Origin of the sequence: Micromonospora sp. WMMD735 (genome assembly GCF_049178995.1) — a bacterium.
Lineage (GTDB): Bacteria > Actinomycetota > Actinomycetes > Mycobacteriales > Micromonosporaceae > Micromonospora > Micromonospora wenchangensis.
On sequence record NZ_JBMHMJ010000002.1, the window covers coordinates 6,700,036 to 6,716,097 of the forward strand.

The 16,062-nt window shown below is 74.9% G+C and carries 12 protein-coding genes and 1 riboswitch; of the genes, 6 read left to right on the top strand and 6 right to left on the bottom strand.

The features are described from left to right. Positions 1–31: 31 nt before the first annotated feature. Complete coding sequence (locus ACN268_RS29400) at positions 32–1,024, bottom strand: SMP-30/gluconolactonase/LRE family protein (protein WP_421486259.1); 993 nt, start codon at positions 1,022–1,024, stop codon at positions 32–34. A gap of 203 nt (positions 1,025–1,227) precedes the next feature. Then, positions 1,228–2,106: a helix-turn-helix domain-containing protein gene (locus ACN268_RS29405; protein WP_421486261.1), complete on the bottom strand. Its 879-nt coding sequence runs from the start codon at positions 2,104–2,106 to the stop codon at positions 1,228–1,230. Between the two features lie 183 nt (positions 2,107–2,289). Between ACN268_RS29405 and ACN268_RS29410 the strand changes: the two genes are divergently transcribed. Next, entirely contained in the window at positions 2,290–3,489 is a 1,200-nt protein-coding gene (locus ACN268_RS29410; RefSeq protein ID WP_421486262.1) for a S1 family peptidase, read from the top strand. A 108-nt stretch (positions 3,490–3,597) separates the two neighbouring features. On the opposite strand, the gene ACN268_RS29415 is transcribed toward ACN268_RS29410, so the two are convergent. Together ACN268_RS29415 and ACN268_RS29420 are read right to left on the bottom strand one after the other, a co-directional pair. Further along, positions 3,598–5,202: a YbjN domain-containing protein gene (locus tag ACN268_RS29415; RefSeq protein ID WP_421486264.1), complete on the bottom strand. Its 1,605-nt coding sequence runs from the start codon at positions 5,200–5,202 to the stop codon at positions 3,598–3,600. Further along, on the bottom strand, positions 5,199–5,675 hold the full coding sequence (locus ACN268_RS29420; RefSeq protein ID WP_421486265.1) for a YbjN domain-containing protein: 477 nt from the start codon (positions 5,673–5,675) through the stop codon (positions 5,199–5,201). The genes ACN268_RS29415 and ACN268_RS29420 overlap by 4 nt, the downstream gene beginning before the upstream one ends. A 113-nt stretch (positions 5,676–5,788) precedes the next feature. Here ACN268_RS29420 and ACN268_RS29425 point away from each other — a divergent pair, with 113 nt between their 5' ends. Further along, entirely contained in the window at positions 5,789–8,260 is a 2,472-nt protein-coding gene (locus ACN268_RS29425; RefSeq protein WP_421486267.1) for a DNA translocase FtsK 4TM domain-containing protein, read from the top strand. A 101-nt stretch (positions 8,261–8,361) separates the two neighbouring features. On the opposite strand, the gene ACN268_RS29430 is transcribed toward ACN268_RS29425, so the two are convergent. Next, positions 8,362–8,661: a hypothetical protein gene (locus tag ACN268_RS29430; RefSeq protein ID WP_421486269.1), complete on the bottom strand. Its 300-nt coding sequence runs from the start codon at positions 8,659–8,661 to the stop codon at positions 8,362–8,364. Positions 8,662–8,703: 42 nt separating this feature from the next. Continuing rightward, on the bottom strand, positions 8,704–9,018 hold the full coding sequence (locus tag ACN268_RS29435) for a DMT family transporter (RefSeq protein ID WP_204923907.1): 315 nt from the start codon (positions 9,016–9,018) through the stop codon (positions 8,704–8,706). Positions 9,019–9,074: 56 nt separating this feature from the next. Continuing rightward, positions 9,075–9,140, bottom strand: a riboswitch (guanidine-III (ykkC-III) riboswitch). A 92-nt stretch (positions 9,141–9,232) separates the two neighbouring features. Between ACN268_RS29435 and ACN268_RS29440 the strand changes: the two genes are divergently transcribed. The 4 genes from ACN268_RS29440 to ACN268_RS29455 all read left to right on the top strand — a co-directional run bounded on the left by ACN268_RS29440 (position 9,233) and on the right by ACN268_RS29455 (position 15,834). Continuing rightward, positions 9,233–10,156 carry an ornithine cyclodeaminase family protein gene (locus tag ACN268_RS29440; protein WP_421486271.1) on the top strand — a complete coding sequence of 308 codons (924 nt, stop codon included), beginning with the start codon at positions 9,233–9,235 and terminating at the stop codon, positions 10,154–10,156. 87 nt (positions 10,157–10,243) lie between these two features. Continuing rightward, complete coding sequence (gene rimO / locus ACN268_RS29445; RefSeq protein ID WP_421486273.1) at positions 10,244–11,782, top strand: 30S ribosomal protein S12 methylthiotransferase RimO; 1,539 nt, start codon at positions 10,244–10,246, stop codon at positions 11,780–11,782. Between the two features lie 77 nt (positions 11,783–11,859). After that, complete coding sequence (gene pgsA, locus ACN268_RS29450; protein WP_402892389.1) at positions 11,860–12,447, top strand: CDP-diacylglycerol--glycerol-3-phosphate 3-phosphatidyltransferase; 588 nt, start codon at positions 11,860–11,862, stop codon at positions 12,445–12,447. Positions 12,448–12,642: 195 nt separating this feature from the next. Further along, positions 12,643–15,834 carry a hypothetical protein gene (locus tag ACN268_RS29455; RefSeq protein ID WP_421486274.1) on the top strand — a complete coding sequence of 1,064 codons (3,192 nt, stop codon included), beginning with the start codon at positions 12,643–12,645 and terminating at the stop codon, positions 15,832–15,834. Positions 15,835–16,062: the final 228 nt, after the last annotated feature.

Sequence of the window (16,062 nt, forward strand, 5' to 3'; positions counted from 1 at the left end):
ACGACGGTGGCCGGCCCGTTGTCCGGTCGGTTCAGCGGTGGCGCAGGGTGGCCACGATCAGGTTGGGGTCGGTCGCCGTGACGTAGGCGGCGCTGGCCACCAGGACCGTGTGCCCGCGTACGGCCACCGAGGTCGGGTTCTGCAGCCCGTCGGCACCGGTCAGCAGGGTCCGGCTCCGCCCGTCGTGGTCGATGCCCACCACCGTGTTCGGCCCGTTGAGGGCGGCGACGACCCGGCCGTCGGCGGTGAACGCGAAGTCGTCGATGCCGACCAGCCCGGTCGCCCTGACCTCGACGGCTCCCGGCCGGCCCTGCCGCAGCGGAATCCGCAGCAGGGTGCCCTGGTCCAGGTTGGTCACCCAGACCGCGCCGCCGCGCACCTTGACGCCGTTGACGCCGAGGAAGCCCGTCGCGGCGAGGGCGGACGCCGACGACCAGACCCGGGCCGGGCCGCCGGCCAGCGGCACCGTGGAGATGGTGCCGAGCACCGAGTCGGTCAGGTAGAACGTCCGGCCCGTCGGGTCGAGCGCCAGCCCGTTGGGCAGCCCGGCGGCGGGCAGCGCGGCGATCCGTCGGGGCGGCTGACCGGGCGTCAGCCGGTAGAGGCCGGTGCTGGCGGCGTCGCCGCTGGCGTACAGGAAGTACAGGGTGCCGTCGCCGGTCCGGACGATCCCGGTGGTCAGGGCGAAGCCGAGCACCGGGGTGTGCACGCCGCCGTCGGCGGGGGCGGGCAGGGTGGCCAGCACCCGGGTCCGGCCCGCCGGGTCGACGGCGACGACCTGCCGGGCCGCCGCGAAGGTGAGGTAGGCGGTGCCGTCGGGGGCCCACGTGATGTTCTCCGGCAGCTGACCCGTCGCCGGGTCGAAGTGGACCGCGATCCGGGCCGGCAGGGCCGCCGGGGCGACGGGGGCGGCCGGGACGCCCGCCGTCGGGCCGGCCACCGCCGGTGCCGCAGGCGTCGCCGGTGCGGCCAGGACGCCGACTGCCGCGACGGCCACCGCGAGGGTACGGATTCTTCTGCGCATGGTTCGTCCTTCGTGGGTGTGCGGACCCGCCGAGCGGGTCCGGTTTCGGGCGCGGACGACCGGACGCCCCGTGCGGAGCGCCGTCGTCGCGTGGTGTCGGGCAGCGCCGACCCCCGCCGGACCACACGGTCCGGTGGCGGGCCCGGCGCGGCCGGGTGGGACGGCGGCACCCTGTCGGCGCCGCCGGGATCGGGAGGGGAGGGTCAGCCGGGCAGCGGTTGCCGGGCGGCGGCACGGCCGGTGACCGCGGCGTGCACCAGCAGGGTCATCGCCGCCTGCGACGGGGAACCCGGTGCGGTGGTGGCGACGACGACCGTCTGGTCGTCCTCGGTGCGCAGGCTCTGTTGGGTGACGGTCAGCGTGCCGACCAGCGGGTGCCGCATCGCGTACGCGGCGGTGCCGCCGGCCTTGACCCGGTGGTCGGCCCACCGGGCGGCGAACTCGGGGCTGCCCACCGCGAGGTCGCCCACCAGCGCGGCGAGCAGCGGGTCCGTCGGGTGCTGTCCGGAGGTCATCCGCAGGGTCGCCACCACGGCCCGGGCCTTGGCCGGCCAGTCGACGTACAGGTCGCGGGTGTGCGCGTCGAGGAAGACCAGCCGCGCCATGTTGGGCCGCCGGTCCGGTCGGTGCACCGCGTCGGGTTCCAGGTGACCGGCGAACAGGGCGTGGCCGGCGGTGTTCCAGGCCAGCACGTCGAGCCGGCGGCCGAGCACCAGCGCGGGCACGTCCCCGAGGGCGGCGACGAGCTGGCGTACGGCCGGGTCGACGCGCTCCGGCGGCGGCCGGCGGACGGCCGGGCGGCGGGGGCCGGCGGCCAGCCCGGACAGGTGGCGGCGTTCCGCGGCGTCGAGCCGCAGCGCCCGGCTGAGCGCGTCCAGCACCTCGGGTGAGGCGTTCGTGGCCAGCCCCTGCTCCAGCCGGGCGTAGTACGAGGCGCTCACCCCGGCCAGCAGGGCCAGCTCCTCCCGGCGCAGCCCCGGCACCCGCCGTCGGCCGCCGTAGGTGGCCACCCCGGCCTCCTGAGGGCTGAGCCGGGAGCGTCGCGAGCGGAGGAACTCGCCGAGTTGTCGTTGCGCCTGCATGACTCCCAGTATCGGCGGCGGCCACCCGGCCAACCACACCCTACGGGGGACAGGCAGCGCGGGAATGCGTGACCCGACGGTCACCGTACGTCGATAACTGCGGATCGGCTCATCCGTTCGGCGGCCGTCTGCGTACCTCCGTCCGGCGGGCGTACCCCGCGTCGGCCGGGAGGAGCATGGCGGATGGACCGCAGACGGATGACAGCGATCGGCGTCGTGCTGGCGGCAGCGGGACTGACGGCGGCGGTGACCCTGCCGTCGTTCGCCGGTGACCAGGGCGCGCCACGCGCCGGGGGGACCGACGCCCGCGCGGCCGGTGGGCCGGCCCCCGAGGTGGTGGACGCGCTCAGCCGGGACCTGCGGATCAGCCGGGACCAGGCGGTCCGGCGGTTGACCGCCGAGCAGCAGGCGACCGCCCGGTTGACCGGGCTGCGGGCCGCGCTCGGCAACGACTACGGCGGGGCCTGGCTCAGCGGCGACGGGTCCACCCTGAACGTGGCCGTCGCCGACCCCGCGAAGGCCGACCGGGTCCGGGCCGCCGGTGCGGTGCCCAAGGCGGTCGACCGGGCCGTCAGCGAGCTGGACGCGGCGAAGACCCGGCTCGACGCGGTCGGGCGGCAGGCGTCCCCGGCCATCACCGGCTGGTACGTCGACGTCGCCACCAACTCGGTGGTGGTGCTCGCCCAGCCGGGCGCCGAGGCGCGGGCCCGCCGGTGGGCGGCGGGCAGCGGGGCCCCGGCGGACGCGGTCCGGGTCACCACCTCCCGGGAGCAGCCGCGCCCGCTGTTCGACCTGGTCGGCGGCGACCCGTTCTTCATCAACGACGTCGGGCGCTGCTCGATCGGCTTCGCGGTGGTCGGCGGGTTCGTCACCGCCGGGCACTGCGGCCGGGTCGGGGACCGCACCACCGGGTTCAACCAGGCCCGGCAGGGGGTGTTCGCGGCGTCGTCGTTCCCGCGTGACGACTGGGCGTTCGTGCGTACCAACGGCCAGTGGACCCCGCAGGGGGTGGTCAGCGACTTCAACGGCGGCACGGTGCCGGTCAACGGCTCCGTCGAGGTGCCGCCCGGCGCGTCGATCTGCCGTTCCGGCTCCACCACCGGTGCCCGGTGCGGCGTCGTGCAGGCCCGCAACGCCACCGTCAACTATCCGGAGGGGACGGTGACCGGCCTGACCCGGACCGACGTCTGCGCCGAACCTGGCGACTCCGGTGGCTCGTGGATCGCCGGTGACCAGGCGCAGGGCGTCACCTCCGGCGGCTCCGGTGACTGCACCGTCGGCGGCGTCACCTTCTTCCAGCCGGTCAACGAGATCCTCCAGCGCAACAACCTGACCCTGGTCACCGCGAACGGCGGCCAGCAGGCGACGCGACGCGGTCGGTAACCACCCCGGCCCCCGGTACCGCGGCCCCCGACCTCCACCGCCCGGAGGTCGGGGACCGCTCGCGCGTGCACGCCCCGTCGGCCGGTGGCGGTCAGGGCAGGGCGGCGGTCAGGGCAGGGCGGCGACCGCCTCGGCGTACGCGACGCCGGTGCTCACCGCCGCGTCGACCAGGATGCCGAGCTGCGCCGGGGCCACCCCGTGCGCCAGGTCGGTGGTGACGTCGCCGGCCAGCACCAGCTCACCGCCGGGCAACTCGTGGACGTACGCCTTCGGCAGCAGCCGGTCGTGGTTCCACGCGTTGCAGAACTCGTACGCCTCGGCGAGCCGTCCCGCCGCCAGCCGCCGGGCCGCCACCACCCGGGCGTGCAGGATCTCCCCGTCCCGGCCCAGCAGGCGGAACTGCACGACCGCCTCGTCCCAGCGGCCGACCACCACGCCTGCGGCGTCGACGGCGTACACGTCGCCCCGGGCGTCCAGCACGGCGGTGAGCTGCGAAAGGCTCAGCGGGGCCGGCTCCTCGGCCGAGGGCAGGAACGGCTCGTCGGCCGGGTCGTCGACGCTCTCCGGCGCCGGGAGGGGCACCGGGTCACCCGTCGGCCGTTCGGCCAGCCAGGCGGCGATCCGCCCGGCGTGGTGCCCGGTGCCGTTGCGTGCGTCGAAGCTGCCGGCCAGCCGGGTCGCCTCGGCCAGCAGGTCGGTGCCGAGGGTCGCCACGTCCAGGTCGGCGGTGGGCCGGTCGGCGTGGCCGGGGCGGCGGACCCGGCGGGCGTCCCGGCCGGACTCGGCGGCGAGCGCGCAGACCAGCGCCCCGGCGGCGGCGAACTCCATCGCCGACAGGTCGTCGTAGGGGTGGTCCAGCCGGGGCAACTGCTCGGCGAGGAGGTCCAGCGCCCGGTCCGGGTGCCCGGCCAGCGCGCAGAACCGCAACTGCGCGGCCAGGTACGGCAATGCGGCCCGTTCCCGCCGGTGCCGCCGGTACGCCCGCAGGTGCGCCGTCGCGGCCCGACCGGCCGCCCCGGTGCGCAGCCACGGCAGCAGCCCCACCGCGAGGGCCCGCTCCGGCTGGTCGGTGCAGTCGACCCCGGCGTCGAGCGCGGGACGCAGCGCCGCCAACGCGGCCCGGTCGTCGCCCCAGCCGGCGAGCAGTTCGGCGCGGCGTACCGCCAGGCAGGCGGGGCAGCCACCCTCCGGGTCCGCCTCGGCGGCCGTCCACCTGTCGTACCACCGGCGGGCGGTGGGCTCGTCACCGGCGTGGTCGGCGAGCCGGCAGCGTAGCTGGGCGACCACCCCGGCCTCCGCGCCGACCCGGCGGGCCAGCGCGTCGAGCAGGGCGTTGGCCTGGTCCAGCCCGATCCGGGGGGTGCCGATCGCGGCCTCCACCGCCTGGCGCAGGTGCCGCCGCAGCAGTTCCGCGTCGCCGGGGCGGGCGTCGAGCAGGTCGGGGGACCGGTCCACGGTGGCCAGCAGACGGCGCACCGGCTCGATGATCCGCCACCGGCCACCGTGCCGCAGGTACGCCGCCACCAGCGCGAACCGGGCGTCCAGGGCAGAGTGCGGGTCGCCGAGCGCGTCGGCGCGGGCGGCGATCCGGTCGAGTTCGGCCAGCCGGGCCTCCCCGTCGGGCAGGTCCCCGGCGTCGGCGAACGCGGCGGAAAGGACCGGGTCGCGCGGCGCGGCCGACCCGTCCGCCCCGGGAGCGAACCCGCCGGTCATCCGGGCGTCCGGCCGGGCAGTTGGCCGACGGCGGCGGCGAGCCGGCAGCCTTCGGTGATGCCACGGTCGAGCAGCCGGTCGAGCTGGTGCGGGGTGACCCCGCGTTCCAGGTCGGTGATCACCTCGCCACAGACCTGGGCCCGACCGTCGTCGTCGACGTGCACGAACGCCTTCGGCCAGAACCACTCGTGGTTCCACGAGTTGCAGAAGGCGTAGAGCGCCGGCACGTGCTCGATGCCGAAGGTCGTCGCCGCCAGGGTGCGGACCTGGAGCAGCTCGCCACGGCCACCCCGACGCAGGAACCAGATCAGGCTGTCGTCCCAGCGACCCACGAGGTCCCCGTCCCCGTCGGCGACCACGACGTACCCCCGGGTGCCCAGCACGGCGGCGACCAGGTCGGCGGTCAGCGGACGCAGGGCCTGCGGGTCACCCGCGAGGGGGTCGGGACGGTCCGCGAAAGCAGGCGACGCCATCGGGCATCCCTTCTGAGGCGAATAACACGTCTGCGGGCGTGGTCCGCGCTGCGACGCGCGGACACGACCCGGAAAAGCGGCGATCTGCCGGGTAACGCCGTTACGGTGACTCTATGGCGGGCCGTACCTCTCAGGCGAGCCGGCGACGCGGCGCGTCGCCGCGCGGCACCACGAACAGTCGTGCCCGTCAGCCGGCGAAGAAGACCACCCGGGCGACGGCCCGGCGGCGACCGGCCCCCCGACCAGCCCCGGCGGCGTACGTGGGCCGGGCCGTCGGGGCACTGTGGATGGGGCTGGCGCACGGGGTCGGCTGGGGTTTCCGGGCCGCCGGTCGGCAGGCCGCCTCGGCCCGGGAGCTGGACCCGGAGCACCGCCGCGACGGCGCCGGTCTGCTGCTGTTCGGGCTGGCCATCCTCAGCGCGGTGGCGATCTGGTTCTCCGGTGCCGGCCCGTTCGGCGCGCGGCTGGCCGACACCGTACGCCTGTTCCTGGGTGCGATCGCGGTGGTGGTGCCGGTGCTGCTGATGATCGGCGCGTGGCGGTTGATGCGGACCCCGGTGGCTCCGGAGCACCGGGGGAGGGGCCTGGTCGGCTGGGGTTCCATGCTGGTCGCCACGGCGGCGATGCTGCACATCGGACAGAATCCGGTCGACCCGGTGCAGCGTGACTACGCCGGTGGCCTCGTCGGTGCCGGCGTCGGCGACCTGCTGGAGCGGGCGGTGACCGCGTGGGTGGCGATGCCGCTGCTGATCCTGCTGCTCGTCTTCGGCCTGCTGGTGGTGACCGCCACCCCGATCAACAAGATCCCGGAGCGGCTCGGTCTGCTCGCCGGCACGCTGGTCGCGCCGCCCGAGGCGCCGGAGCAGGAGGACGCGGAGCCGGCGGAGGTCGTCGCGAAGCCGGCCCGTAAACGCCCGGCCCGCAAGGCCGCGCCACCGCCGCCCGACCCGGACGACTTCGACGACGTCGGCCCGGAGGTCGACCTCCAGGAGACGATCGTGCTGCCCCGCCGGCCGGCGAGCCGGGTGCCGGCCAGCCGCAAGCCGGCGGAGCCGCCGGAGCACTCCGCCCCGCCCACCCGCGCCGAACAGCTCGCGCTGACCGGGCTGGCCGGCGACTACGTGCTGCCGCCGGCCAACATGCTCACCGGTGGCGCGGCCCCGAAGACCCGCAGCAAGGCCAACGACGAGGTGATCGCCGCGTTGACCGGCGTCTTCGACCAGTTCGGGGTGGACGCCGAGGTCACCGGCTTCACCCGGGGCCCCACCGTCACCCGCTACGAGGTCGAGCTGGGGCACGGGGTCAAGGTCGAGCGGATCACCCAGCTCTCCCGCAACATCGCGTACGCGGTGAAGTCGCCCGACGTCCGCATCCTCAGCCCCATCCCGGGCAAGAGCGCGGTCGGGGTGGAGATCCCCAACACCGACCCGGAGAACGTCGCCCTCGGCGACGTGCTGCGGTCCCGGGCCGCCACCAGCGACCACCATCCGATGGTGGTGGCCCTCGGCAAGGACATCGAGGGCGGCTTCGTGGTCGCCAACCTCGCGAAGATGCCGCACATCCTGATCGCCGGGGCCACCGGCGCGGGCAAGTCGAGCTGCCTCAACACCCTGCTGGTGTCCATCCTGACCCGGGCCACGCCGGACGAGGTGCGGCTGCTGCTCATCGACCCCAAGCGGGTCGAGATGACCGGGTACGAGGGCATCCCGCACCTGGTCACCCCGATCGTGACCAACGCCAAGAAGGCGGCCGACTCGCTGGAGTGGGTCGTCCGCGAGATGGACATGCGCTACGACGACCTCGCCGCCAACGGGGTCCGGCACATCGACGACTTCAACCGCAAGGTGCGCAACGGCGAGATCAAGGCCCCGCCGGGCAGCGAGCGGGAGATGCGGCCGTACCCGTACCTGCTGGTGATCGTGGACGAGCTGGCCGACCTGATGATGGTCGCCCCGCGCGACGTGGAGGACTCGGTCGTCCGGATCACCCAGTTGGCCCGTGCCGCCGGCATCCACCTGGTGCTGGCCACCCAGCGGCCGAGCGTCGACGTGGTGACCGGCCTGATCAAGGCGAACGTGCCGTCCCGGCTGGCGTTCGCCACCTCGTCGCTCGCCGACTCCCGGGTCATCCTCGACCAGCCGGGTGCGGAGAAGCTGCTCGGCCGGGGCGACGGGCTGTTCCTGCCGATGGGCGCGTCGAAGCCGGTCCGCATCCAGGGCGCCTGGGTGACCGAGCGCGAGATCGCCGACGTGGTGAAGTTCTGCAAGGACCAGCGCGAGCCGGAGTTCCGCTCCGACGTGCTGGCCCCGGCACAGGACAGCAAGAAGAAGATCGACGAGGACATCGGCGACGACCTGGACCTGCTGGTGCAGGCGGTGGAGCTGGTGGTGACCTCGCAGTTCGGCTCGACCTCGATGCTCCAGCGCAAGCTGCGGGTCGGCTTCGCCAAGGCCGGGCGGTTGATGGACCTGATGGAGACCCGGGGGGTGGTCGGCCCGTCCGAGGGTTCCAAGGCCCGCGACGTGCTGGTCAAGCCGGACGAGCTGGACGAGGTGCTGGTCGGCCTGCGCGGCGACGTGGACTGACCCCGTCGGCGCGCCGGCCGGGGGGCGTACCCCCGACCGGGCCGGGACGTGCGACGGGCCCGCCGGGAATCCGGCGGGCCCGTTCGCGCGGGTGCGTCTGGTCAGCTGTTCATCATGGCGCTGATCAGCACGAGGCTCAGGACGATGGCGGCCACGTTCGCGGCGGCGGCGTACCAGCCCAGCGGCTTGTCGCCGAGCACCGCGCCGACGATGCCGAGCGCCAGACCGATGATGCCGAAGATGACCGGCGCGATCAGCAGCGCGACGACGGCGAAGACGAACGCCAGGATGGTGCAGATGCGGGCGGCGTTGGTACGCGGGCGGGCGGGGGCGTGGGTGTCGGCCATGACGTCCTCCGTGGTCGGGGGCTGGTTGCTGTGGTGGTCGATCACTACCCACACCGGACGGAAACTACGCATCGACCCCGGCGGGGGCCGGGCCACTCAGTGGAAGAGCTTGAGACCGACCACACCGGCCACCACCAGCAGCAGGCTGAGCAGCCGGGGCAGGCTCGTCGACTCACCGAGGGCGACCATGCCGACCACGGCGGTGCCGACCGCCCCGATGCCGACCCAGACCGCGTAGCCGGTGCCGACGGGGATGTCGCGCAGCGCGTACGCCAGGCCGGCCATGCTGGCGACCAGGGTGACCGCGAAGACGGCCGAGGGCAGCGGCCTGGTGAATCCGGCGCTGCGGTCGAGGGAGACCGCCCACGCGGTCTCCAGGAGTCCGGAGAGCACCAGCACGATCCAGGCCATCGGGCATCACCTCGGGGGTCGGTCCCGGGCCGTCGGCCGGGGACGAGTCGGTTCGGTACGGGGCGTCTTGGCCTGACCGGGTACGCCCGCGACTCGTCCGGGGCGGCCGCGCGGGCCACCACGACCGACGTTAGCACCGCCGGTCGGCGGGGTGGGGTGATCCTCCCCACCACACCTTGAGTTGAAGTCAGCTTGAGGTTGCAGCATGGGGGGCATGACGCTGCTCTTCGACGACCGGCAGGTCGCCGCCGCCCTGGACGCGCCGACCACCGTCGCGGCGATGCGGGACGCCCTGCTGGCCGCCCACGCCGGCCGGCTCGTCGCCCCACCCCGGGCCTCCGCACCGCTGGCCGGTGGGCGGATGGTGCTCACCGCCGGGCAGCTCACCGACGAGTGGTACGGCTTCCGCTCCTACGACACCCTCGGCCACCCGGCCGGCGAGCAGCTCGTGGTGCTGCACGACGCCCGGACGGGGGCGGTACGGGCCATCGCCGTCGGCGCGGAGCTGGGCTCCCGGCGTACCGGCGGACTGGGCGCGGTGGCCGTCGACGCCCTGGCCCGCCCGGACGCCGCCACCCTGGGCGTGATCGGCTCCGGCGGGCAGGCGTGGACGCAGGTCTGGGCGACCGCCGCCGTCCGGCCCCTGCGCGAGGTGACCGTGCACAGCCGCTCGGCGGCCCGCCGCGAGGCGTTCGCCGCCCGGGTCCGCGCCGAGCTGGGGATACCCGCCCGCGCCGTCGGCTCGGCCGCCGGGGCGGTCCGCGACCGGGACGTGGTGGTGCTCGCCACCACCAGCGTCACCCCGGTGCTGGCTGCCACCGACCTCGCCCCGGGCACCCACGTCAACACCGTCGGCTTCAAGCAGGTGCACCGGCACGAGTTCGGCACCGACCTGCTCGACGCCGCCGACGTGCTGGTCACCGACTCGCCGGCCCAGGCGGCGGCGTACGACCCCCCGATGCTGACCGCCGTCGGGCCGTACCCGGGCAGGTTGCGCGACCTGGGGGCGGTGCTGGCCGGCGCGGTCCCCGGCCGCACCGGCGCGGACCAGGTGTCGGTGTTCTGCTCCACCGGCCTGGCCGGCACCGAGGTCGCCCTGCTGGACCGCCTGGTCCGGGTGGGCGCGACGACGGTCTGACCGCTGGCCGGGCCGGGCGGCGGCGTTAACCGGCCGACACCGCACGCCGCCGTCGGTCGGGCCCGCGACGTCGCCCGGTACCCTCGGATGGTGTCCGCCACCCCCACGCCTGACAACGCCGGCCCATCGCGGCCCGCCCCGGCGCCGTCGCCCGCCGACGGCCGCCGGGTCGCCCTGCTGACCCTGGGCTGCGCCCGCAACGAGGTCGACTCGGAGGAGCTGGCCGCCCGGCTGCACGCCGACGGCTGGCAGGTCACTACCGACGGCGAGGGTGCCGACGTGGTGGTCGTCAACACCTGCGGGTTCGTGGAGAAGGCCAAGCAGGACTCGATCCAGACCCTGCTCGCCGCCGCCGACACCGGGGCGAAGGTGGTCGCCGCCGGCTGCATGGCCGAGCGGTACGGCCGGGAGCTGGCCGACAGCCTCCCCGAGGCGCAGGCGGTGCTCAGCTTCGACGACTACCCCGACATCGCCGCCCGGCTCGACTCGGTGCTGGCCGGCGAGGCGATCGGCGCGCACACCCCCCGCGACCGCCGTGAGCTGCTGCCGCTGACCCCGGTCGCCCGGCGGGAGTCGGCGGTGTCGCTGCCCGGCCACGGCACCCCCACCCGGGTCGCGCCGGAGACCGACGCGCACACCCCGGCGCACCTGCGGCAGGTGCTGCGCCGCCGGCTCGACACCGGCCCGGTGGCCTCGCTGAAGCTGGCCAGCGGCTGCGACAGGCGGTGCGCGTTCTGCGCGATCCCCGCGTTCCGGGGCGCGTTCGTCTCGCGTACCCCCGACGAGCTGCTGGCCGAGGCGGAGTGGCTGGCCAAGACGGGCGTCCGCGAGCTGGTGCTGGTCAGCGAGAACTCGACGTCGTATGGCAAGGACCTGGGCGACCCGCGGGCGCTGGAGAAGCTGCTGCCGCAACTCGCCGCGATCGACGGCATCGTCCGGGTGCGGGCCAGCTACCTCCAGCCCGCCGAGACCCGGCCCGGCCTGGTCGAGGCGATCGCCACCACCCCCGGCGTGGCCGCCTACTTCGACCTGTCGTTCCAGCACTCCAGCGAGCCGGTGCTGCGCCGGATGCGCCGGTTCGGCTCCACCGACCGGTTCCTGGAGCTGCTGGCGAGCGCCCGTGCCCTGGCCCCGGAGGCGGGCGCGCGGAGCAACTTCATCGTCGGTTTCCCCGGTGAGACCCGGCAGGACGTGGCCGAGCTGACCCGCTTCCTGACCGAGGCGCGGCTCGACGCGATAGGCGTGTTCGACTACAGCGACGAGGACGGCACCGAGGCCGCCGGGCTGCCCGGCAAGCTCTCCGCCGCCACCGTCAAGCGCCGCTACGACCGGCTCGCCGCGCTCGCCGACGAGTTGTGCTCGCAGCGGGCCGAGGAACGGCTCGGCAGCACCGTCGAGGTGCTCGTCGACACCGTCGACGACGGCGTGGTGGAGGGGCGGGCGGCGCACCAGGCCCCCGAGGTCGACGGCTCGACCACCCTGGTCGCCCCGGTCGGCGGCGGGGTCGACCTGGCCGCGTTGCGCCCCGGCGACCTCGTCCGGGCCACGGTCACCGCGACCGAGGGCGTCGACCTGGTGGCCGTGCCGGATGAGATGATCTCGGCGGCGCCCGGCGCGGAACGGTGACGGTGGGCCCGGACGGAGCGGGGGAGCCAGGTGGGGCGGTGCCAGGTGGGCCTCGACGGCCGGAGCGGGGCGCGGCGGTGACCGGGGCGGCGGAGTCCGCGCCGCCGGTGGCCCGGGTGCCGGTGCTCAACGCGGCCAACGGCCTGACCCTGCTGCGGCTGGTGCTGGTGCCGGTCTTCGCCGCGTCGGTGGTCGCCTCCGGCATGACCCACGGCGGGTGGCGGATCGCCGCCTGCCTGATCTTCGCGTTCGCCTCGATGACCGACCTGGTGGACGGCTGGATCGCCCGCCGCTTCGGCCTGGTCACCTCGGTCGGCAAGGTGGCCGACCCGATCGCCGACAAGGCGCTCACCGGCGCGGCCCTGGTGCTGCTGTCCGTCTACGACCGGCTGCCCTGGTGGGTGACGGTGCTGATCCTCGTCCGCGAGCTGGGCATCACCGGGCTGCGGTTCTGGGTGATCCGGCACGGCGTGATCGCCGCCAGCCGGGGCGGCAAGCTCAAGACGGCGCTGCAGATCCTGGCCATCGCCTGGTACCTGTGGCCGATGCCGGCGGCCCTGGCCGCCGTCGGGCCCTGGATCATGGCGGCCGCCGTGCTGGTCACCGTGGTCACCGGCTTCGACTACGTCGCCCAGGCCCTGCGCCTGCGCCGCCCCCGGCCCTGACCGGCCCGCACCGCTCCCGCTGAACCGCCGCGCCGGAATCCCGGTGCGGCGGGACGGCTGTCCCTGCCGGTCGGGACGTCCCGCCCCGCAGAGTCGTCACCGCACCGGCCCCTGTGCCCGGTGCGGCGTCGACCCGGCCGGGTCGACGCCCGGTGACGGCGGGCGGGGTTGCGCCCGGTGGCGGGAGGAGCAGCGGTGGGGACAGCGACGAGACACACCCGGGGGCGGTCCCCGGGCGGCGGGTGGCGCAGCCGCCGGCTGTGGGCGGCGGGCCTGACGGCGGTGCTGGCGGTCACCATGCACCAGAGTCCGGCCCGTGCCGCCGACCCGGTGCCGTTCGACGAGCAGGCGGTGCACGGGGCGCTGTTCGGGGCGGTGGTGCAGCTGCGCGACGCCGGGGCGGCCGGGCTGAAGGACGCCCTGCTCACCGCCGAGCTGCTGGACTGGCGTAGCGCCCAGCCGGGTGCCGACGCGACCCAGGTGGCCGGGCACGTGGCCACCACCCGGGCGGTCGCCGACGCGGCGGTCGGCGACGCGCGGGCCGAGGACCGGTCCCGGTTCGCCGTGGCGATGGCGGTGCTGGCCCGGCTCGGCGAGTCCAGTGGCGCGGTGACCACCGGCCCGGCGGTGCGGGCGTTCCTGACCAGCACGGTCGGCGCGGAGGGCGCGAACGTGGTGCCGGACGCGCTGAACCTGGTCCGGGGCGGCTACCAGGACGCGGCGTGGAACGCCCGTTCCCGGGACCTGGTCCAGGACACCTGGCGGGAGCTGCACCGCCGGGCCGCCACCGACGACGCGCTGGCCACCGGCTGGGACAGCGCGTTCGCCGGGCGCACCGGCACCGGGGTGCGTACCCCGGTCGACGGGCTGCTGGCCGCGCGGATCCACGAGCCGCGCGCCGACGGCAACACCGGCACCCTCGGCTACTACGTGCCGCTGTCCGCGATCCGCGACGTCCGCGGTGACGCGACCGCCTTCAAGGCGCTGGTGCAGGAGCGGGCGTACGCGACGCTGAAGGTGCTCGACACCGACGGCAACAACCGGATCACCGAGGTGGTCGGCTACGCCAACACGTACCCGCTCAACCAGGACCCGAAGCCGAGCCAGGCGGTCATCGACGCGGAGAAGGCGAAGACCGAGTCGAACCGCAAGATCTTCGAAGGTCTCGGTTCGACCGTCACGGTGCTGTCCACCCTGGTCGGCTTCGTCGACAAGAAGTTCGGCAAGCAGCTGGAAACCATCGGCAAGGCCGTGGTGACCTCGGTGACCGCGATCAACACGTACGTGACGACGGTGCTCGGGCAGGGGCTGACCATGGCCGCGACGGCGATGGGCACGGCGGTGCTGACCGGCAACCTGCTCGGCGCGGCGGTGAGCCTGATCGGCCTGTTCGCCGGGGGCGGTGACCCGAACGCCGCGATCCAGGCCGAGATCGGCAAGCTGCGCCAGCAGATCGACCGGCTGGCCAAGGGGATCGACAAGCGGTTCGACCGGATCGAGTCGGCGCTCAAGGAGATGTACGCCGGACTGGTCGCCCAGCTCGACGCGCTCACCAAGGGCCTCGACGAGGTACGCGCCAACCTGGGTCGGATCGCCACCCAGTTGCAGACCATCGAACGCAAGGTCGACTCGATGGCGCTCGCCACCCACGTGGCCCTGGAGAACATCGCCAAGAGCCAGCTCAACCAGGTGATCACCACGTACGTGCACCACAGGGAGATCACCGGGCAGCCGATCCCGGACTACCTGGGCACCTACTACCCGAAGGCGGAGTCGCCCACCTTCACCTTCGCCACCGTCAACGCCTCCGACGAGGGCACCTTCACCGCGCCGGCCGGCACCAGCCTGGCCGACCCGGTCAGCGTGCTCGACACCCACCTGCCCGCCGGTTCGATCAACTACCTCGGCCAGTGGGCGCGTAACCGGGTCGGTGGCACCTGGACCGTCGGCCCGGTCGCCAACGCCGCCGCCTGGACCACCGCCGCCCGGGTCTACAACATCCTGCAACTGGAGAACCCGCAGTTCGCCGCCCAGGTGGCCGCCGGGCGTGGCGACGCCGTCGCCCAGACCGGCCGGACCATCAACGAGCGGGTGCGGCAGTTCAGCCAGCCGGCCGCCGACGGCAGCACGAACCCGTTGTTCACCGCGCTGATGGCCGACTACCGCACCGCGGTCGCCGGCTGGAACGCCCAGGTGGAGAACGTGCGTAAGGCGGTGGTCTGGAACGGCAGCGACGCCCTGCCGGTGCACGACATGTGGGGCAGTCCGGACCAGGAACTCCCGGCCGCGAACCGGATTCCCGAGACCGAGTCGATCGGCGGCTGCGGCCCGACCCGGGTCAGCCGGCCGATCCCGTCGACGGTGCGCCGTAGCAACCTGCCCAACGCGTTCCACCTGGCCCACCACGCGATGCCACCGGGGCACGCCCCGGCGTTCTCCACCTGCTACGACGCGAACTTCGTCAACGTGGAGGAGCACGAGGGACCCCGGTTCCAGACCACCACCGGCGACCTCCAGATCACCCTGCGGTCGCGGGTCAAGTGGGCCGGCGGGGACTGGCAGGAGGTGCAGACCGCCACCCGCGTGTTCCCCATCGGCACGTTCTGCTCGTGGGACGTCCGTTCCCCCGTCCCGCAGGGCTACTGCTACGACGAGAACAAGTACCTCACCGAGCGGTGGGCGGGGACGTACAAGCCGGCGTTCGAGTCGGCGGCGATCCCGGTCGTCGCCAGCCAGACGACGTCCGCCCGCAGCAAGGCCGCCGCGATGCTGTCCGGCCGGCAGAAGTACTTCTACCGGGTGATGCGGGCCGGCACCGGGCCGAACCCGCCGAGCAGCGACACCTGGGAGGTGTCCCGGGTGCTCTGGCAGAAGGGCAAGGCGGTCTCGGACGCGCTGCGGCTGCTCCAGGCGTACACCGAACTGGGGTGGGGCACCGCGCTGGAACTCGACGATAGCCTCGTCGGCCTGCTCTTCGGCGGCCAGGGGTTGCCCGCCGACTACAGCCGCCCGCGCAGCGACGGCGACCAGTCGCCCCACCAGCACCTGCGCAACGCGATGACGCAGGCGGTGGCCAACTACGCCGACTGCGTCCAGACGTTCGACTGGAACCCGTGCGACGGGGAGCGGTCGGGCTTCGACCCGCTGCGTGACCAGGGCCAGTACGGCGCCGCCTGCGTCCAGGCCAGCGTGCCGGACAAGCCGCGCGACCCGCTGAGCGCCTGCCTGGCCAGCGCGGCGTTCGTCCGGGTCGGCCAGCTCGGCCAGCGGTACGACCACTGGTCGTCCCGGGTGCGTTCCGGCGGGCACACCGAGGGGCTGCCGGAGGTGACCGCGGCGACCGACATGACCCGGGCGACCACGGTGAGCATGCACCCGGCGGGCTGACCGCGCGTCGACCGGGACGGGCCCCGTCGGCCCGGACGGGTGGGACCCTTCCCCCGCCCGCCGGGCCGGCCGGGGCCCTTCCCCCGCATCGCGGGCCGGCCGGGGCCCCTCCCGCGCGTCACCGGCCGGAGCCCCCGCGTCGGGTGCCGGGGTCGCCGTCCGATCGGTCCCGCCGGGGCGGGACATCCGACCCGGGTCGGCGGGACAGCCGGCGGGTGACGATGGCTC

Bases quoted from the DNA above. Each gene is read 5' to 3' on its own strand.
- ACN268_RS29435 (WP_204923907.1), bottom strand. From the start codon at position 9,018: ATGGCCTGGATCGTGCTGGTGCTCTCCGGACTCCTGGAGACCGCGTGG.
- ACN268_RS29400 (WP_421486259.1), bottom strand. From the start codon at position 1,024: ATGCGCAGAAGAATCCGTACCCTCGCGGTGGCCGTCGCGGCAGTCGGC.
- ACN268_RS29415 (WP_421486264.1), bottom strand. From the start codon at position 5,202: ATGACCGGCGGGTTCGCTCCCGGGGCGGACGGGTCGGCCGCGCCGCGC.
- ACN268_RS29405 (WP_421486261.1), bottom strand. From the start codon at position 2,106: ATGCAGGCGCAACGACAACTCGGCGAGTTCCTCCGCTCGCGACGCTCC.
- ACN268_RS29425 (WP_421486267.1), top strand. From the start codon at position 5,789: ATGGCGGGCCGTACCTCTCAGGCGAGCCGGCGACGCGGCGCGTCGCCG.
- ACN268_RS29420 (WP_421486265.1), bottom strand. From the start codon at position 5,675: ATGGCGTCGCCTGCTTTCGCGGACCGTCCCGACCCCCTCGCGGGTGAC.
- ACN268_RS29440 (WP_421486271.1), top strand. From the start codon at position 9,233: ATGACGCTGCTCTTCGACGACCGGCAGGTCGCCGCCGCCCTGGACGCG.
- rimO (WP_421486273.1), top strand. From the start codon at position 10,244: ATGGTGTCCGCCACCCCCACGCCTGACAACGCCGGCCCATCGCGGCCC.
- ACN268_RS29410 (WP_421486262.1), top strand. From the start codon at position 2,290: ATGGACCGCAGACGGATGACAGCGATCGGCGTCGTGCTGGCGGCAGCG.